Annotated in this window: 21 protein-coding genes; 10 read left to right on the top strand and 11 right to left on the bottom strand. The window is 71.6% G+C overall.

Annotated features, from left to right (window positions below):
- Positions 1–94: 94 nt before the first annotated feature.
- Positions 95–1006: an SDR family oxidoreductase gene (locus ACFY01_RS24795; protein ID WP_390737905.1), complete on the top strand. Its 912-nt coding sequence runs from the start codon at positions 95–97 to the stop codon at positions 1004–1006.
- Between the two features lie 32 nt (positions 1007–1038).
- On the opposite strand, the gene ACFY01_RS24790 is transcribed toward ACFY01_RS24795, so the two are convergent.
- Positions 1039–1359: a hypothetical protein gene (locus ACFY01_RS24790; protein WP_390737904.1), complete on the bottom strand. Its 321-nt coding sequence runs from the start codon at positions 1357–1359 to the stop codon at positions 1039–1041.
- 99 nt (positions 1360–1458) lie between these two features.
- A complete protein-coding gene (locus ACFY01_RS24785; protein WP_390737903.1) occupies positions 1459–1878 on the bottom strand; it encodes a VOC family protein in 420 nt (139 codons plus the stop codon).
- Between the two features lie 86 nt (positions 1879–1964).
- Here ACFY01_RS24785 and ACFY01_RS24780 point away from each other — a divergent pair, with 86 nt between their 5' ends.
- Positions 1965–2594, top strand: coding sequence for a TetR/AcrR family transcriptional regulator (locus tag ACFY01_RS24780; protein ID WP_390737902.1), 630 nt, complete (start codon positions 1965–1967; stop codon positions 2592–2594).
- Here ACFY01_RS24780 and ACFY01_RS24775 read toward each other — a convergent pair.
- Both ACFY01_RS24775 and ACFY01_RS24770 read right to left on the bottom strand, forming a co-directional pair.
- The gene (locus tag ACFY01_RS24775; RefSeq protein ID WP_390737901.1) at positions 2588–2905 is read right to left on the bottom strand and encodes a hypothetical protein; all 318 of its coding nucleotides are present in this window, start codon (positions 2903–2905) and stop codon (positions 2588–2590) included. The two genes, ACFY01_RS24780 and ACFY01_RS24775, sit on opposite strands and share 7 nt — an antisense overlap.
- 66 nt (positions 2906–2971) lie before the next feature.
- A complete protein-coding gene (locus tag ACFY01_RS24770) occupies positions 2972–3325 on the bottom strand; it encodes a VOC family protein (RefSeq protein WP_390737900.1) in 354 nt (117 codons plus the stop codon).
- Positions 3326–3425: 100 nt separating this feature from the next.
- Here ACFY01_RS24770 and ACFY01_RS24765 point away from each other — a divergent pair, with 100 nt between their 5' ends.
- From ACFY01_RS24765 to ACFY01_RS24755, 3 genes are all read left to right on the top strand, one after another.
- Positions 3426–4280 carry a class I SAM-dependent methyltransferase gene (locus ACFY01_RS24765; RefSeq protein WP_390737899.1) on the top strand — a complete coding sequence of 285 codons (855 nt, stop codon included), beginning with the start codon at positions 3426–3428 and terminating at the stop codon, positions 4278–4280.
- Positions 4281–4584: 304 nt separating this feature from the next.
- Positions 4585–5496: an aldo/keto reductase gene (locus ACFY01_RS24760; protein ID WP_390737898.1), complete on the top strand. Its 912-nt coding sequence runs from the start codon at positions 4585–4587 to the stop codon at positions 5494–5496.
- A 135-nt stretch (positions 5497–5631) separates the two neighbouring features.
- Positions 5632–6858 (top strand): globin domain-containing protein, encoded by a 1227-nt coding sequence (locus tag ACFY01_RS24755; protein WP_390737897.1) that lies wholly within the window; start codon positions 5632–5634, stop codon positions 6856–6858.
- Positions 6859–6865: 7 nt separating this feature from the next.
- Here the strand turns inward: ACFY01_RS24755 and ACFY01_RS24750 are convergent, their stop codons facing one another.
- From ACFY01_RS24750 to ACFY01_RS24740, 3 genes are all read right to left on the bottom strand, one after another.
- Entirely contained in the window at positions 6866–6982 is a 117-nt protein-coding gene (locus ACFY01_RS24750; protein WP_390737944.1) for a peptidoglycan-binding protein, read from the bottom strand.
- Between the two features lie 220 nt (positions 6983–7202).
- On the bottom strand, positions 7203–8201 hold the full coding sequence (locus tag ACFY01_RS24745) for a zinc-binding alcohol dehydrogenase family protein (protein WP_390737896.1): 999 nt from the start codon (positions 8199–8201) through the stop codon (positions 7203–7205).
- A 718-nt stretch (positions 8202–8919) separates the two neighbouring features.
- Entirely contained in the window at positions 8920–10098 is a 1179-nt protein-coding gene (locus ACFY01_RS24740) for an MFS transporter (RefSeq protein ID WP_390737895.1), read from the bottom strand.
- 54 nt (positions 10099–10152) lie between these two features.
- Here ACFY01_RS24740 and ACFY01_RS24735 point away from each other — a divergent pair, with 54 nt between their 5' ends.
- The 4 genes from ACFY01_RS24735 to ACFY01_RS24720 all read left to right on the top strand — a co-directional run bounded on the left by ACFY01_RS24735 (position 10153) and on the right by ACFY01_RS24720 (position 12760).
- Positions 10153–10896 carry an AraC family transcriptional regulator gene (locus tag ACFY01_RS24735; RefSeq protein WP_390737894.1) on the top strand — a complete coding sequence of 248 codons (744 nt, stop codon included), beginning with the start codon at positions 10153–10155 and terminating at the stop codon, positions 10894–10896.
- 93 nt (positions 10897–10989) lie between these two features.
- A complete protein-coding gene (locus ACFY01_RS24730) occupies positions 10990–11115 on the top strand; it encodes a hypothetical protein (RefSeq protein WP_390737893.1) in 126 nt (41 codons plus the stop codon).
- Entirely contained in the window at positions 11112–11681 is a 570-nt protein-coding gene (locus tag ACFY01_RS24725) for a helix-turn-helix domain-containing protein (RefSeq protein ID WP_390737892.1), read from the top strand. The genes ACFY01_RS24730 and ACFY01_RS24725 overlap by 4 nt, the downstream gene beginning before the upstream one ends.
- Positions 11682–11707: 26 nt before the next feature.
- Positions 11708–12760 (top strand): threonine aldolase family protein, encoded by a 1053-nt coding sequence (locus ACFY01_RS24720; protein WP_390737891.1) that lies wholly within the window; start codon positions 11708–11710, stop codon positions 12758–12760.
- Positions 12761–12768: 8 nt separating this feature from the next.
- On the opposite strand, the gene ACFY01_RS24715 is transcribed toward ACFY01_RS24720, so the two are convergent.
- Positions 12769–13776, bottom strand: coding sequence for a winged helix-turn-helix domain-containing protein (locus ACFY01_RS24715; RefSeq protein WP_390737890.1), 1008 nt, complete (start codon positions 13774–13776; stop codon positions 12769–12771).
- Between the two features lie 89 nt (positions 13777–13865).
- Between ACFY01_RS24715 and ACFY01_RS24710 the strand changes: the two genes are divergently transcribed.
- Entirely contained in the window at positions 13866–15137 is a 1272-nt protein-coding gene (locus ACFY01_RS24710) for an MFS transporter (RefSeq protein WP_390737889.1), read from the top strand.
- Between the two features lie 248 nt (positions 15138–15385).
- Here the strand turns inward: ACFY01_RS24710 and ACFY01_RS24705 are convergent, their stop codons facing one another.
- The 3 genes from ACFY01_RS24705 to ACFY01_RS24695 form a co-directional block, all read right to left on the bottom strand.
- Positions 15386–15580 (bottom strand): hypothetical protein, encoded by a 195-nt coding sequence (locus ACFY01_RS24705; RefSeq protein WP_390737888.1) that lies wholly within the window; start codon positions 15578–15580, stop codon positions 15386–15388.
- 42 nt (positions 15581–15622) lie between these two features.
- Complete coding sequence (locus ACFY01_RS24700; protein WP_390737887.1) at positions 15623–15886, bottom strand: hypothetical protein; 264 nt, start codon at positions 15884–15886, stop codon at positions 15623–15625.
- 69 nt (positions 15887–15955) lie between these two features.
- Positions 15956–16390: a nuclear transport factor 2 family protein gene (locus ACFY01_RS24695; RefSeq protein WP_390737886.1), complete on the bottom strand. Its 435-nt coding sequence runs from the start codon at positions 16388–16390 to the stop codon at positions 15956–15958.
- Positions 16391–16405: the final 15 nt, after the last annotated feature.

Genomic DNA, 16405 nt, shown 5'->3' with positions numbered 1-16405 from the left:
TGAGCCCCGTTGCGCCAGTCACTGGCGCTACCGTAGTGTCAGTGACTGGCGCTACGGAAGTGCCAGTCACTGGCGTTCAACAGGGGAGTAGCTCATGCATGTCTTTGTCACCGGTGGTTCCGGCCTGACCGGCCCCGCCGTCGTCGCGGAACTCGTCGCGGCCGGCCACACCGTCACCGGTCTGGCGCGCTCCGATGCCGCCGCCGCTCGGCTGGAGTCGCTGGGCGCCACACCGCACCGCGGCCACCTGGAAGACCTCGACCGCCTGCGCAGCGGGGCCGAAGCCGCCGACGGCGTCCTGCACATGGCCTTCGGCGGCGACTTCGCCGACCCCGACGACATGATGAGGCGCGACCGGACCGCGATCGAGGCGCTCGGCCAAGCGCTGGAACACTCGGGCAAGCCGTTCGTCAGCACCTCGGGCACGCTGGTCATGCCCGTCGGCCGGGAGGGCACCGAGCAGGACGAGCCCGACACGGCCGGGATCGCCGCCTTCCGCATCGCGGGCGAGCGGGCCTGCCTGGACTTCGCCGCCCGGGGAGTACGCGCGAGCGTGGTCCGGCTCGCTCCCACCGTCCACGGCCCCGGGGACTACGGCTTCATCGGCATGCTCGTCGCCACCGCACGGAAGACCGGCGTGTCGGCCTACATCGGAGACGGCGGCAACCGGTGGCCCGCGGTACATCGGCTCGACGCGGCGGTCCTCTTCCGCCTCGCGCTGGAGAAGGCTCCTGCGGGCAGCGTGCTGCACGGGGTGGCCGAAGGCGGCGTCACCCTGAAGAGCATCGCGGAGACGATCGCCACCGGCCTCGACCTGCCCACGGTCTCGCTGACGCCGGACGAGGCCGCCGTGCACTTCCCGAGCCCGTTCATGGCCACCGTCTACGGCTTCGACGCGCCCGTCTCCAGCGCTTACACGCAGGAACTGCTCGGCTGGTCGCCGACTCACCCCACACTGCTCGAAGACCTGGAACACGGCGACTACTTGGCCCCGCCGGCCCCCTGACCCCCTGCGGGGCCTAGCCGTTGAGCGGGGGACTACGTCCGGTTGGCGAAGATGTACACGAGGCGCCCGAGCGCTACGAGGAAGAGCACCGCGGGCGGGCCGAGGAACCAGATGCCCAACCACCGCTTGGCAACCGGAAACACCGTCAGCAGAGCGGTGAGGGCGGCCAGGAGGCAGGCGATGTAGCCGAAGACGATGTTGTCGAACGGAAACATCCTGGGGCGGGCGAAGGCCAGCCAGGTGTAGACGCCGGTGAGGAGGTTGAGGAACGCCACCACCATGGCGTAGACGGCGGCGCCCAGGACGGCGGGCATGGTCAGCCGGGGGCGTACGGCTGTCTTCAGTGTCGGCATCTCGGTTCCCCCCCCCGGTCGTGGGTACCTCGGATCGCCCTCACGGCGAAGATGATCCGGTGATCCACGGTGCCGGCATCGTACGCCGGCCCACGCGCCCTATGTGGCGGGGTTTTCGGTGCTGGGGGTGGTCCACTCCACGAGTTGGATGACGATGCCGTTCGGGTCGGTCAGCTGGAACAGCCGCTCGCCCCAGGGTTCTTCGCGCAGCGGCATGGTGATGGGTGCGCCTGCTTCTCGCAGGCGCCGCTCCTGGGTCTCGAGGTCGGTGACGGTGAGGGCGAGGATCAGGCCGGCTGCCCGGCGGTCACGCTGCTCGGGCGGAAGCACCTCGATGCCCTGGCGGAGCAGCACGATATCGGTGGCGGCGTCGTCGCGGGTGAGGGAGACGAAGCCGTCGGCGGCCATGGCCTGCTGGTACCCGAGGTGGGCGCAGAGGAAGTCGCGGGAGGCGTCCACGTCGGCGACGGTGAGGGACAGGGTGGAAGCGGTGACGTTCAAGCCGAGGTTCCATTCCATGAGGCTATCTTTACTACCGACGTAACTTTAAGCCGAGGATCAAGAACGGGCAAGGGAATTTTTACGTCAGGGGTAAGATTCCGCTCATGGGTACCGAGCCGGGGCTCCGCGAGTCCAAGAAGCAGGAGACCAGACAGCTGATCTCCGACTGCGCCACCAAGCTCTTCATCGAGCAGGGCTTCGAGCGGACCACCATCGCCGAGATCGCCGCCGCGGCCCGCGTCGCCAAGAAGACCGTCACCAACTACTTCCCCCGCAAGGAAGACCTGGCCCTCGACCACCACGAGGCGTTCACCCAGGGCCTCGCCCTGGCCGTCACCGACCGCCGGCCCGACGAGACGCCGCTCGCCGCCCTGTCACGAGCCCGCCGCACCGCCCTGCTGGACCACGATCCCGTCATCGGCTTCACCGGCCTCACGTTCGCCCGCATGGTCGCCGACAGCCCCACCCTCACCGCCCGACTGCGCGAACTGCACGACCAGCGCGAGGAAGCACTCGCCACGGCACTGGCGATCGACACCCCCGCCACCGCCCCTGCCGGCGCCATCGCACCCCGGGCGGCCGCCGCCCTGATCGCCGGAGCCGACCGCCTGCTGTTCCGGCGCATCCAGGAACTGACCCTGGCCGGCCACACCAACGACGAGATCACCGCGACGCTGCTCCCGGAGTCCGACCACACCAGCGCCCTCCTGACCGCGGCCCTCGCGGATCACTGAAACCGGTGGCGGTGAGCCCGGCTCCATACCGACTTGCGGCCGAGCACGCGGGCTGCGCGGACGTCGTGCGGGCCGAGCGGGCGCGTGGTGGCGGGGCGCAGTCGGATACGCGCGTCGAGGCCGGTGCCGGTGCCGGAGGCAAGGTCCGGGAGGGCGTTGGCGAGGAGATTGTCGATGATGCGCTCCAGGGCGCCAGTGTCGGATCCGGAGTCGGAACCGCCGCAGGCGACCAGCGCGAACATCATCACTGCGGAGGGAGCGGCGAGCGGGGTGCGACGGGGCAGAGCACGTATCAGGGTGTCTCCAGACACTGGGGAATCACCGGCGGGTTCGGAGGCCCGTGGGAACGGGGCCTCCGGGGGACGACAATGAGGACGTCAGGCGGGCTGCCAGAGCTCGACCCGATTGCCCTCGGGATCGGTGACCCAGCCGAATCGGCCGACACCGTCCATGTCCTGCGTTTCCTCGGCCACGTCCGCTCCCTTGGCGCGCAGTTGCGCGAGCATCGCGTCCAGGTCGCGGACCCGGAAGTTGAGCATGGTCTGCTGGGCGCGGGCCCCGAAATAGTCGGTCCCGGACTCGAACGCCGCGAACACCGTCGCCCCGGCCTCCTGACGCCACAGGCCGTGCTCATCGGCGTCCAGGCCCAGGCAGTCGCGGTACCACGCGCTCAGGGACGCCGGGTCGGCCGCCCGCATGAAATACCCACCGATTCCAAGCACACGTTCCATGCCGTCATCTTGCCAGGACGGCGCCCGTGAGGCCGGGCGCCCTGCCGCTGCGGCGTTTACCATGGGCCCGCGTCGGTCGTCGATCACCAGTAAGGATTCTGTGAACCACTCCGATCTCCGGTCCAAGGCCCCTTCGCTCGCGGCCGGCATGGCCGCCGCCGAGCACGGCCTGGACATCCAGCTGTCCCAGACGCGCCACCGGGCCGCACTGGTGGCGAGCTGGCACATCGCGCCGGGCTCAACCGTGCTCGAACTGGGCTGCGGTCAAGGCGACATGACCGCCGTCCTCGCAGAGGCGGTCGGACCCGAGGGGCGCGTGGTGGCTGTCGACGTGGCCGAGCCCTCCTACGGGGCACCGGTCACGCTCGGGGAATCGGCGGCCCGGCTCGCGGAGAGCCCCCTCGGGCCGCGCATCGACTTCCGCTTCGGCACGGACGTCCTCGACCCATCGGTCGATTTCCCCGAAGGCGCCTTCGACTACGTGGTGCTCGCCCACTGCTCCTGGTACTTCGGCTCGCTCGGGCAACTGCGAGACACACTGGCCCGGGTACGACAGTGGGCGCGGCGGCTGTGGTTCACGGAGTGGGACTTGACGCCCGCCTCCGGCGACCAGCTGGCGCACCTCCTCGCCGTGCTGATCCAGGGACAGATCGAGGCCGCAGGATCGCACGGCGAGGGCAACGTACGCACGCCCTTCTCCCGTGAGGCGCTGCTACGGCTCCTGCCCGAGGCCGGTTGGACGGCCGACGGCAACGGGCCGGTCGACACCGGTCAGCTTCAGGACGGCGACTGGGAAATCGCCGCCTGCCTCGACCTGGCCGGAACGGAGGAGCGCTTGGCCGCGCTGCCCGAGCCCGTACGACAGCTCGTCCTGAGCCAGGCCGACGTTCTGCGGGCCGTCGCCAAGCCGCGCGGCAACCGAGCGCTCGCCGGCTATGCGGTCACCGCGCGCTGACACGTCCCAGCGACTGTGTCAGGCAAGTTCGAGCGAGAGCCGGCCCGCCGGAGCCGGCGGGCTCCGCGACGCAGCCTGCGTCCCCCGCCGGCATACGCCTCGCCCGGCCTGCTAGATTGATGACACACACGAGCCTTCTCGGCGCGGACCGCTATCCGCCGGGGAGGCTTTTTTCATGCCCGGGCCGACGCGCCCCGGCACTGGTGGACCCGCTTCGAAGCCGCCTGACCGCCGAGAGACCTGGACTCGTCGCGTGTTCAGCCACCGCTTTCCCCACCCCACTTCGCACGAGGAGACCCTTCTCATGAGCCTACGAACGAACGCCGCCGCGGCCGCGGGTACGTGGCGACTCGGTGATCTGGTCGTCAACCGCCTCGGGTTCGGCGCGATGCGTCTGACCGGTACCGCGCCTTTCGACCACGGCGCACCGCGTGCCCGCGAGCAGTCGATCGGCCTGCTCCGGAGGGCCGTTGAGCTCGGTGTGAACCACATCGACACCGCCGCCTTCTACTTCTCGGCGACGCGTTCCGCGAACGAGCTGATCAACCGGGCACTGGCCCCGTACCCGGCGGAGCTGGTCATCACGACCAAGGTCTGGCCCGGCCGTGACTCCTCGGGCGCGTGGTGGTGGGCCACACCCGCGCAGTTGCGTGGCCAGGTGGAGGAGAACCTGCGGCAACTCGGCCGGGATCACCTGGACGTGGTGAACCTGCGCGTGCCACCGAGCCGGCGGACGGGCTCGGTCGGCGAGCACTTCGGCGCGTTGGCCGAACTGCGCGACGCGGGACTGATCCGGCACCTGGGCATCTCCAACGTCACGTCCGGGCAACTGGCCGAGGCCCTCGCCATCGCCCCTGTCGTCTGCGTGCAGAACCCGTACGGAATCGGCGCGTCGAGCGAGGACCGGGCTCTGCTCAGCCACTGCGGCGAACTCGGCATCGCCTTCGTTCCGTTCTTCGCGATCGCCGGATCTGGGCGCGAGGCGGGGCCGGCCGCCCAGGACAGCGAGGAGGTGCGCGCCGTCGCCCGCGCACACGGGGTTTCCGCCGCACAGGTCCGTCTGGCCTGGACCCTGCACCAGGGACCACATGTGCTGGGCATACCGGGGACCGGCGACCCTGGCCACCTTGCGCAGAACATCGCGGCCGGCGCGCTGCGGCTCTCGCAGGAGGAACTGGCACTCCTCGCCTCGTCGCAACCGACGTTGGGCCGATAGTCCCTGTCCTCCGCGATGTTCGGCCCTGTCGGGGCCGACGAGGCCGGCGCGATGATCGATGAGTCGGCCGGATCCGCCAGGTGCCCGGCCGGCACCTCCACGTCGCTGTACACCCGCACCCGCAGAGGGAGACGCATGCTTTCGCCCGAGTCGGCCGCCGTCGTCCGTGCCACCCTGCCCGCCGTGGGCGGGGCCCTGGACGAGATCACGGCACGCTTCTACGGCACCATGTTCGCCGAACGGCCCGGACTCCTGGACGGCCTGTTCAACCGAGGCAACCAGGCCAGTGGCGAACAGCGCAGGGCCCTGGCCGGATCCATCGCGGCCTTCGCTCAGAGCCTGCTGGAAAACCCCGAGGGCCGCCCGGACGCCCTCCTGGCCCGGATCGCCCACAAGCACGCCGCCCTCGGGGTGACCGAGGACCAGTACACGATCGTGCAGGACTACTTGTTCCGTGCCATCGCCGATGTGCTGGGCGAGGCGGTCACCGCCGAGGTGGCCGCGGCCTGGGACGAGGTGTACTGGCTGATGGCCGGCGCACTCATCGCCCAGGAGGCCCGTCTCTACCAGCAGGCGCAGGTCGACCCCCGCAAGCCCTGGCGGCAGTGGACCGTGGTGGAGCGGCGGGAGGAGACGGCGGACGTGGTCTCCTTCCTGCTGTGCCCGGCCGACGGCGGTCCCATGCCGCCGGCCCGGGCCGGGCAGTACGTCAGCGTCCGGGCGCTCATGCCCGACGGCGTCCACCAGACGCGCCAGTACAGCCTGTCCAACGCGCCCGGCGAGCGGACACGGCGCATCACGGTCAAACGAGTCGCGAGCGTGGCGGACGCCCCCGAGGGCGAGGTGTCCAACCAGCTGCACCGCACCGTGCGGGCGGGCGACGAACTGTCGCTGTCGGCCCCCTTCGGCGACGTGGTGCTCGACGACGCCGACACGCCGCTCCTGCTGGTCTCCGCGGGCATCGGCTGCACCCCGATGGTCGGCATGCTCGAACACCTCGCGGCCACCGGAGCGACCCGCCCGGTACGGGTGCTGCACGCCGACCGCTCTCCGGCCGAGCACGCGCTGCGCGCGGACACGGACCGCGCCCTCGGGGAACTGCCGGGCGCCCGGGCCCAGTTCTGGTACGAGCAGGACGCCGCCGGTGAGTCCGGCGCCCGCGACGGACTGATGGACCTCGCCGACCTGGACCTGCCCGCTGACGCCGAGGTCTACCTGTGCGGCTCACTGCCCTTCATGCGCGCCGTGCGCACCCAGCTGCTGCACGCCGGCGTCCCCGCACGCCACATCCGCTACGAGGTCTTCGGCCCCGATCTGTGGCTGGCCCACCCGGAGCTGACCGCGGCCGGCGACCGGTCATGACGGAAAATCAGTTCACGAGCCAAGTGTCGGGGCCGACGATGCCGTCAGACGTCAGCTGGTTGCGGGTCTGGAAGGCGACGACGGCGTCGCGGGTGGCCGTGCCGAAGGAGCCGTCGACCGACAGCGACGCGCCGGGCGTCGAGCAGGTACTGGCTGGTGGTCAGCTGCTGGCCGGCGTAGCCCTGCTGGACCACCGGCCAGGCGCCGGCCGGTGGAACAGGTCCTGGCCACCGGGAAGGTTTCTGAGTCGGAGGTCTGCCAGATGGCGTAGGTGGATGCCGCATTGAAGGTCCGGGGCGCGTGCATGTCAATGGTGCAGACCAAGCGTCGTCGCTCACGCGCTTTCACACGGTGCCTGGTCCGCCGATCTCGAGCACCGTCTTGCCGCGGGTGCCTCCGGCCTCGAAGCTCCGGTGGACCTCGGCTGCCTCCGCCCACGGGACGACGGTCGGAGGATCGTAGGGAAGCTCTCCGGAGGCGAGGGCGGACAGCGCCCTCGACAAGTGCTCGCCGATCGTGGCGGGGGAGCGGCGGGCGACGTCGCCGATGTTGTACCCGGCGATGCCGCGGTTGTTCTTCCACAGGTCCCACACGTCCGCCGTCCAGTCCGCGTGGCGTCCGAGGTCCCCGTAGACCACGACCCGGCCGAACGGCGCCAGCGCCCCCAGACTCGCCCGGCGCACGGTCCCGCCGACCGGGTCCAGCACCAGGTCCACCCCGCGCCCCCCGGTGACCTCCAGGACCGCGTCAGTGAAGCCTTCGCGGGCGAACAACGCGTCGTAGCCCAGGGCGTCGGCCAGTTCCCGCTTCTCGGGGGAGCCCACTGTGCCCAGGACGAGGCCCGCGCCCAGTGCACGCGCGATCCGCGCCGCGGCCGAGCCGACCCCGCCCGCGGCGGCATGGATCAGCACGGTCTCGCCGTCGCGCAGCCGTCCCGCGTCGGCCAGCACCCCGTAGGCCGTCGGATACACGCACGGCACTCCCGCCGCGTGCGCCGACGGGAGCGTGCCCACCGGCCGGACGAAGTCCGCGTCGGCCACGGCGAATTCGGCGTAGCCCCCGAAGGACGGCAGGTAGGCGGCGACTCGCTCACCCACGGCGGGTCCTCTCGCCCCGGTGCCGAGGGCGACGACCGTGCCGGAGACCTCCAGGCCGGGCACGTCGTACCCGCCGTGCCCATCGGGCTCGCCGAACTCGCCACGCCGGTGCTGCACCTCGGCGAAGTTCACCCCGGCGTACGCGACCTCGATCAGCACCTGCCCGGGACCCGGCGCGGGTGTCGGCGCCTCGATCTCCTCCAGGACCTCGGGGCCGCCGTTCGACTTGAATCCGTATGCGCGCATGCGGTGTTCCTCTCAACCAGGGGGTGCCGCTCGCGGGCGGCGGTCAGGCGTTCGTGGACCGGGGCCGGCGCGGTGCGTGCTCTTGGCGCGGGACGACCGTCATGGACGGTTGAGGGTGCAGCGGCACGAACGGAGCCGGAAGGTTGCGGTGGGGCGCCCGGAGCGCGGTGTCACCGTCCGGCGGAACAGGCCGTCGTCGTGACGCGCACGTAGTCGACGTGGCGGCGGGTCACGAGCACGGTCATGGGGCCAGCAAATCACGGCCGCCGCGGGCAACACCAGTGAACGCCCCGCCACGGCCGCCGGATTGGGCCTACGGGAGGAGCCGTGCTGTCGCGACGTGGATCCTGAAAGCGCAGGGAACGGTCCCCCAAGGCGTCGTCAAGTCGCGCACCTCGGCGAAGAAGGCACCGCGCCGCGACCGGCGGCCGTACCGGCTCACCGTCGGGCCGCGGCCCGTCGTCGCACAGCCGTACGGTGAGCCGCTCGCGCTCCGGCTCCCAGGCGATGCGCAGTTCGGCGGGTGTGCCGGTGGTGCCGAAGTCGATCTCGAGCCCGGCAGGGCGCACCGATTCCACGAGCGCGGGCAGGGCCTCGATCGGCGCCAGGCAGTGAACTCGCCTTCGCCTGCAGGGTCCGGTCACGAGGCGCGGCCATTGTGCCCGCCGAGGCGACGGGTCGACTGCCGGGCGGTTCGGCGCCGTGGACCCGACACCGGTCACACCGGCGTCGCCTTCGCGGACGCCTCAGCCCGAGGTTGCGGCGCGCCGGGTTCGGGCAGGGTGCGGAACAGCAGCCAGCTCAGCACCGGCGGCAGGACAAGAGGCGTCAGGGCGGTGTGCAGGGACGTGGCGTCGGCGAGGCTGCCGATGGCGGGGCCGGCCAGGCCTCCGACGCTGACGGTCAGGCCGAGGGTGATCCCGCTGGCGGTGCCCACCCGCGAGGGCAGATAGTCCTGGCCGAGCGTGACCTGTAGGGAGAAGGGCACATACAGGCAGGTGGAAGTCAGCGCCACGAACGGGTAGACGGCCGGGCCCGGCACCCACACCACGCCCGCGACGGCCGCGGCCGCGATCACGTACGACCAACTGGACACCGTCACCCGGCCCCAGCGGCCCGCCAGCAACCCGCCCAGCACCGAGCCGATCCCGCCGCCGAGGTAGAGCACGAACAGGGCCGCGGTGCCCGAGGCCGTGCCGCCGCCCGTGCGCTGCTGGACGTACAGCGAGATGAAGGTGCTCAGACCGATGTAGGCGATCGACCGGAACACCACGGCCAGCGACAGCTTCACGAAGGAGGCGGTGTCGTCGCTCCCGGCCGGCACCGGCGTACCGGCTCCGGCGGCCCGCCTCTGCCGCAGGGCGCGCAGCACGGGCAGGCACATCACGGCACCGGTGAGGGAAGGCAGTGCCAGCAGTGGTGTCCAGCTCAGTCCTCCGGTCGCCACGACGGCGGTGACCATGACCGGGGCCAGCGCGAAGCCGATGTTGCCGCCCATGGAGAACACGCCCATCGCGCTGTGTCGGCCCTGACCGGCCATGCGGGCCGTGCGGGCGGATTCGGGGTGGTAGGCGGCCACGCCGAGCCCCGATACCGCGACGAACACGAGGGTGAGCGGGTAGGAGCCGCTCAGTCCGCTCAGGGCGATGCCGGCACCGCTCAGCAGTGTGCCGGCCGGCAGCAGCCAGGGCATCGCCCAGCGGTCGGTGAGCGCGCCGAACACCGGCTGTGCCACCGACGACAGTACGGAAGCGGCCAGCACGATGCCTGAGGCAACCGCGTAGGTGTAGCCGCGTTCGGCGACGAAGAACGGCACCAGGGCCGCCACGGCGCCCTGGTAGACGTCGACGCAGGCGTGGCCGATGGCCAGCAGAGAGATCGTTGGGTTCCTTCGCACCCGGCCATGTTCCGAGCCCGGCACCGTGTCGCGCTTCCGGTAAACTGCCAACCGATGACGGAATTCCGCCACATGCCGGTCGCCCCGACCCGCACCCGATGGCTGGCCTCCGGTGGCGCGATCGACGCCCACCGGCATGACGACCACCAGATCGTCTACGCCGGCCGAGGGGTCCTGGCCGTCACGACCGGCGCGGGATCCTGGGTCGCCCCGGGTGATCGGGCCATCTGGGTACCTGCCGGCACCGTGCACGCACACCGGGCCCACGGCGAGCTCGAACTGCACCTGGTGGGGCTCCCGGCGACCGAGAACCCGCTCGGCCTCGACGCGCCGACCGTGCTGGCGGTCGGCCCGCTGCTGCGCGAGCTGATCATCGCCGACACACGCACCGAGGACGACGGCAGCCCCGAACGGGCCCGGCTGCGCGCCGTGTTGCTGGACCAGCTGAAGGCCTCGCCCCAGCAGCCACTGCACCTGCCCGCCCCCACCGCGCCGCTGCTGCGGGCCCTGTGCGACATCCTGCGAGCCGATCCGGGTGACGACCGCACACTGGCCGAACTCGGCCGTGAGGTCGGGGCGAGCGATCGCACCCTGTCCCGGTTGTTCCGCAGGGATCTCGGCATGACCTTCCCGCAGTGGCGCACCCAACTGCGTCTCCACCACGCCCTGGTCCTACTGGCCGACAGGACGCCGGTGACCACGGTGGCGCATCGATGCGGCTGGTCGTCCGCCAGCACGTTCATCGACGTCTTCCGCCGCACCTTCGGCCACACTCCCGGCTCCCACCCGACGGGCTGACAGCAGGCACAGGCCTGGACGACGGGCCGCTCACCCCTGGGTGTGTTCGTTATAGTGAACGCATCGTTTATCATTACGGAGATAATGGAGAGTATGGAGAGCGTGACGCAGGTCAGGACCTACCTGGATGACACGTACGCGGAGCAGGCCGATACCCACGTGGTCAAGCGGGGCCGCATCCGTGTGTCGTACTCCGCCGCGCACGGGCCACGCCGATGACTCCGCCGCCCGGGCAGTCGACGAGCAGCACCGCCGCGGCCGTCGGAGCGCAGATCCGCCGGCGCAGGGAACAGCGCGGGATGAGCGGATCCGAGCTGGCGCGGCGGGCCGGACTGAGCAAGGCGACGCTCTCACAACTGGAGGCCGGCCGGGGAAACCCGACGATCGAGACGCTGGACGCGCTCGCGATCGCGCTCAGGATCCCACTGACCGACCTGCTGACCCGCGACACCGAACCGGGCCCGGTCTTCGTCCCCGGCACCGAACTGGCCGGGGACGAGGTCGGCCGGGAACTGCTGCGCCGGATCAGCAGCGGCCACAGCCTGGAGATCTGGCGGCTGCGGATGCCTGCCCGCACCGAGCTGGCGGGCGTGCCGCACGCGACCGGCACCGTGGAGCACCTGCTCGTCGCCACGGGCCGGCTGACCGCCGGTCCCACCGACAGCCCGCGCCTGCTCACCGCGGGCGATCTGCTCGCCTTCGCCGGCGACGCCCCCCACATCTACCGCACCGACGACGAACCGGCGGACGTCACCGTCGTCATCGCCTCGCCCATCGTCAGCTGAACGCCAAGGAAGCCCAGGCCCACACCATGACCACCGCCACTGCCTACGCCCACGCCTTCGCCAGCGACAACGTCGCCGGGGCCGCCCCGCAGATCCTCGACGCCGTCAGCCGTGCCGCGTCCGGACCGGCCGCACCCTACGGCGCCGACAGCACCACCGCCGACGTCCGGCGCCGCCTGTGCGAGATATTCGAGCACGACGTCGACGTGCTGCTCGTCTCCACCGGCTCCGCGGCCAACGCCCTGAGCCTGGCCGCCCTGACCCCGCCCTGGGGCAGTGTCCTGTGCCACCGCGACAGCCACGTCAACAACGACGAGTGCGGCGCGCCCGAGTTCTACACCGCGGGCGCCAAGCTCGTCCCGCTCCCCGGCGACGACGCGAAGATCGACCCCGAGGCGCTGCGGGCGGCCGCCCGGCACAAGCGAGGGGACGTGCACAGCGTGGAGCCGTCCGTGGTGAGCATCACCCAGGCCACGGAGACCGGCGCCGTCTACACCCTCGACGAACTCCACACCCTCGGGCCCATCGCCAAGGAGGCGGGCCTGCGCCTTCACATGGACGGTGCGCGCTTCGCCGGCGCCGTCGCCGCGCTGGGCTGCACCCCCGCCGAGATGACCTGGCGGGCCGGCGTCGACCTGCTGTCCTTCGGGGCCACCAAGAACGGCACCATGACCGCCGACGCCATCGTCGTCTTCGACCGTTCCCTCACCCCCGAACTCTCCTTCCGCGCCAAGCGCGCCGGACAGCTCGCCGCCAAGATGCGCTTCCACGCCGCCCAGTTCGACGCCTACCTCGCCGACGACCTGTGGCTGCGCAACGCGACCCACGCCAACACCATGGCCGCCCGGCTCCAAGACGGACTCAAGGCCCTGCCGGACATCGGCTTCCCCGGCGCGGTCGAGGCCAACATCGTCTTCTGCCGCCTGCCCCAGCGCGTCATCGACGGACTCCTGTCCGAGGGTTACGCCTTCTACCACGACCGCTGGGAGCCGGGAGTCGTCCGCTTCGTCACCTCGTTCGCGACCGCGCCGGAGGACGTCGACGGGTTGGTGGACGCGGTCCGCCGAATTACCGCCTGAGGCCTTGATCAAGTGCGCGCCGGCACGGACGGTGTCGCGCCGGCGACCAGCGCGTCCCCGAGCGCCGTGCGCCGGTACAGCACCGAGCGGCCGGATCGGGCGCGTACCAGCAGACCGGTCGTACGAAGCACAGTGAGGTGATCGCCGACCGCGCCGGGGGCCATCGCGAGGCTGCGGGCGAGCTGGCTGGTGCTGGCCGGCACGCCCAGCTCCAGCAGAAGGCGCGCCCGGGACCGTCCGAGCAGTGCGGCGAGCGACGTCAGGGTGTCCGGATCGGGGGCCGCCCGCTCCCACAGGACGGAGGTGCCGCGCGCCCGGTAGATCAGGGCCTTCGGCCAGGGCTCCTCGTGGAAGACCGCCACAGCGGGCCAGACCAGCACCGAGGGCACCAGCAGCAGTCCCTCTCCTGCGAGACTCACGTCCTCGTGCGGGGCGCGCACCGGCACCGACAGATGCTGTCCCTGCCAGGCCAGAGCTCCTTCGAGGCCTTCGATCGCCTCTTTCCAGCCGCGCTCGCCGAGCACGCCCACCCGGTGCACGACGTCGCGTTCGCAGACCGCCCGAAGCTGCGGCCAGTCCGGGGCGAGCAACTCGTTCCAGGCGCGGTCCAGTACGTCGGCGACCACGTCCACCACCCGGTCCGACTCCAGCAGCTCACGGACCCGTGGATCACGAACCGGTTGGGTGCGCAGCACGGCGTCGATCTCCGCCCGCGCCACGGCGATCGGCGTGGCCCGGATCGCCGCGAGGTCATCGGCCCAGCTCTGGGTGAGACCGCGCGGCGGCGGGGCGACGAAGTTGACCCCCGCCCTGCTGGCCTGAAGGGCCAGTACCGCGTCCAGCGACGTCTCGCCGCGCAGCCGCGTGAAGCCCGGGGCGAGTCGCACCGCCCAGTCGGTCGGCAGCGCCGCGTCCCGGCCGCTCAGCCGGCGCAGCAGTCCGCAGAGTTCGAAGGCCGGCGAGAGCGCGAACCGGCTGCACAGCAGGTCCTCGGCGGTGGCGGTGAAACGGAGCACCCCTCCACCGTAGACCGCGTCAGAGCCGACCTTACGTCCTCCGGCGAATCTTTCGCTTCGCGGTGGAGTCCTCCACGACGCTGCTGCCCATGACCACCGCCTCCCCTCCGCACACCGCCCCGACGCCGCGCACGACCTACCGCCAGGTGCTCGCCGAGCCGCGTTTCCGGCTGCTCTTCCTGACCCGGATGCTCGGCGTGATCGCCGACTCGCTCCGCATCACCACCTTCTCGGCGCTGGTCTTCGCCGGCACCGGCTCCGCGCTGCTCAGCGCGCTGGCCTTCGGCGCGGGCTTCCTGCCGCAGCTCTTCGGCTCGTTGCTGCTCGGCTCGCTGGCCGACCGGCTTCCGCCCCGGGCGCTGATCGCCGGCGGCTACCTGCTGGAGGGCGTGGCGGCGGCCCTGCTCGCCCTGGTGCGGATGCCGATCGCGGCGGGCCTCGCCGTCGTCTCCGTGGTCGCCCTGGCGACCCCAGTGTTCAGCGGCGCCTCCGGACAGCTCGTCGCCCGTTGGCTGAACGGCGACGCGTACGTGCTGGGACGCTCGCTCAACAACATGGCGTCCAGCGGCGCGCAGCTCTTCGGCCTGACGCTCGGCGGCGCCGCCGTCGCGGCGGTGGGCCCGCACGCGGCACTGGCGGTGGGGGCCGCGCTGCACCTGCTCTGCGCGGCGGCGGTCCGGCTGCGGCTGCCACGGCTCGCGGCACAGCCGACGGACGGGAACCCCCCGGGGGGCGGCGCGTTGCGCAAGAGCCTGCGTGGCACGGGCGCACTGCTGGGGCACCGCCCGGTCCGACGACTGCTGTTCGCGCAGTGGCTTCCGAGTGCGTTCGTCGCCGGGGCAGAAGGGCTGATCGTCGCCTACGCGGGCAGTCATCACTTCCCCTCCGGTTCCTACGCGGTGCTGATGGCCTGCCTGCCCGTCGGCATGCTGCTGGGCGACCTCGTGGTGGGACGGTGGCTGCGGCCGGCCGCACGGGAACGAATGGTGGTCCCCCTGATCGTGCTGATGGGCCTGCCGCTGGTCGGCTTCGCCGGCGATCCGGGCCGACCGCTCTCCGTCGTACTGCTGCTGCTCGCCGGCTGCGGCTTCGCCAACGGCCTCGGTCTGCAACGTGAGTTCCTCGCCGCCCTTCCCGAACGGGGCCAGGGCCAGGCGTTCGGCCTGCTGGGCTCCGGCAACATGACTGTGCAGGGCCTCGGCCCCGTCTGCGTCGGCGCGTTCGCCGCGGTGAGCGGCACCGGCGGCGCGATGGCCCTGGCAGGGCTCGGCGCGTTGCTGACCGCGGCGTGGATCCTCACCTGGCGGCGCACTCCGGAGCGCGAACCGTCGGCGGACCTGGAGGCTTCGGCACAGGCATGACCTGAACGGCGGCGGCACGGGTGGCTGGGTCGTGGTGCCGGCGCAGTTGTCCGGCGGCGGCGTTCAGGCCAGCCACTTTGAGGATGTGGTTCAGCCGCCTGACGAACCTCCGGGCCCGGCGGTGGTCAGCGGCCGAGAGGGGCGAGCGCCTCCCGTACCCTGTCGGCCCAGTCATCGCCGTCGCGCAGGTCGTGGGATCCGACGCCTCCTGGAGCGGCGCTGGAGGCCACCACGTCACAGGGAGGCGATCAGCTTGACGCTGCCCGCCAGAGCCTCCGGATCGCTGAACGACAGATTTCCAGCCGCCCATGAACCTGCTGGCCGAGCAGTTCGGCGCGCCGGCCGAGCTGCGCGAGCGGGGCCTGATCCGGCACCTGGGGCTGAGCACGGTGACCGCCGCACAGCGCCTGGCTGCTGCGCCGGCCGCCGAACATCGCCCTCATCCCCGGCACCTCCTCCGCCGAGCACCTGCGGAAGGACACCTCCTAGGCCGGCCGAGGCAAAGCGGAGTTGCGTTCCAGCGTGGTGAGCAGGGTGAATTCGTAGTCGTCGAACTGAACGCCGGAGGGCTCCAGCAGTCCGTTCAGGGCCGTGTGCCGACCCTGGATGAGCCGGGCGAGGGCCTGGGCGCTGTCGGGGTCGTGGTCGGCGTGGGCGGTGACGGCGAGTACGGCAATGCGGGTGGCGGGGTGGCTGGTGCCATTGCGAAGGAGGGTCGGTCGGCGGCGGTGGACGGGCGTCGAGGACATGGGGTCACCGTATCCAAAGCACATACATTGTGTGATAGGTGACACCGTGGCGGGCGGTCGTCTCGTGCGCTACGCACGCAAGTGGCGGCTCACGTCGCCCACCAGGTGGATTCGCACCTGCCGCGCCGCGAACCGCCACTGTCCGTCGTGGCGCTCGAAACGGTCGCTGTAACGTCCAGCGGCGATGGGCTGCAACGGCAGTCCGGGCACGGCCTGGAAGACGGTGACGTAGGAGCGCGCGGTGGCGGTGCCCGTCTCCTCGTGGACCTCGACCGCGATGTTCGTCGTGGCATGGTGGGTGCGCGGCGTGCCGTCCTCGTAGAGGATCACGGTGTCCCGGAGCATCTTCTCGACAGCCTCGCGGCCCTCGGCCGGTGCACCGCTTCCGATGAACACGGCGTCGGCGAACAACGCTCCGACGCCGGCGAAGTCACCGGTGTCGACCAGCTCCGCGTACCTGGCGATCAGGTTGGCCACGGCATATGCGTCTGCGGCTGCGTTCATGACAGGCGAGGCTAC

This window comes from Streptomyces sp. NPDC001480 (assembly GCF_042894725.1).
GTDB lineage: Bacteria > Actinomycetota > Actinomycetes > Streptomycetales > Streptomycetaceae > Streptomyces.
This window is presented reverse-complemented; position numbering and strand designations above follow the sequence as displayed.

What these genes read in the sequence shown, in the direction of transcription:
- ACFY01_RS24725 (WP_390737892.1), top strand. Translation starts at nt 11,112, where the DNA reads ATGACTCCGCCGCCCGGGCAGTCGACGAGCAGCACCGCCGCGGCCGTC.
- ACFY01_RS24720 (WP_390737891.1), top strand. Translation starts at nt 11,708, where the DNA reads ATGACCACCGCCACTGCCTACGCCCACGCCTTCGCCAGCGACAACGTC.
- ACFY01_RS24735 (WP_390737894.1), top strand. Translation starts at nt 10,153, where the DNA reads ATGACGGAATTCCGCCACATGCCGGTCGCCCCGACCCGCACCCGATGG.
- ACFY01_RS24785 (WP_390737903.1), bottom strand. Translation starts at nt 1,878, where the DNA reads ATGGAATGGAACCTCGGCTTGAACGTCACCGCTTCCACCCTGTCCCTC.
- ACFY01_RS24700 (WP_390737887.1), bottom strand. Translation starts at nt 15,886, where the DNA reads ATGTCCTCGACGCCCGTCCACCGCCGCCGACCGACCCTCCTTCGCAAT.
- ACFY01_RS24755 (WP_390737897.1), top strand. Translation starts at nt 5,632, where the DNA reads ATGCTTTCGCCCGAGTCGGCCGCCGTCGTCCGTGCCACCCTGCCCGCC.
- ACFY01_RS24790 (WP_390737904.1), bottom strand. Translation starts at nt 1,359, where the DNA reads ATGCCGACACTGAAGACAGCCGTACGCCCCCGGCTGACCATGCCCGCC.
- ACFY01_RS24795 (WP_390737905.1), top strand. Translation starts at nt 95, where the DNA reads ATGCATGTCTTTGTCACCGGTGGTTCCGGCCTGACCGGCCCCGCCGTC.
- ACFY01_RS24695 (WP_390737886.1), bottom strand. Translation starts at nt 16,390, where the DNA reads ATGAACGCAGCCGCAGACGCATATGCCGTGGCCAACCTGATCGCCAGG.
- ACFY01_RS24705 (WP_390737888.1), bottom strand. Translation starts at nt 15,580, where the DNA reads ATGAGGGCGATGTTCGGCGGCCGGCGCAGCAGCCAGGCGCTGTGCGGC.
- ACFY01_RS24770 (WP_390737900.1), bottom strand. Translation starts at nt 3,325, where the DNA reads ATGGAACGTGTGCTTGGAATCGGTGGGTATTTCATGCGGGCGGCCGAC.
- ACFY01_RS24745 (WP_390737896.1), bottom strand. Translation starts at nt 8,201, where the DNA reads ATGCGCGCATACGGATTCAAGTCGAACGGCGGCCCCGAGGTCCTGGAG.
- ACFY01_RS24710 (WP_390737889.1), top strand. Translation starts at nt 13,866, where the DNA reads ATGACCACCGCCTCCCCTCCGCACACCGCCCCGACGCCGCGCACGACC.
- ACFY01_RS24780 (WP_390737902.1), top strand. Translation starts at nt 1,965, where the DNA reads ATGGGTACCGAGCCGGGGCTCCGCGAGTCCAAGAAGCAGGAGACCAGA.
- ACFY01_RS24760 (WP_390737898.1), top strand. Translation starts at nt 4,585, where the DNA reads ATGAGCCTACGAACGAACGCCGCCGCGGCCGCGGGTACGTGGCGACTC.
- ACFY01_RS24730 (WP_390737893.1), top strand. Translation starts at nt 10,990, where the DNA reads ATGGAGAGCGTGACGCAGGTCAGGACCTACCTGGATGACACGTACGCG.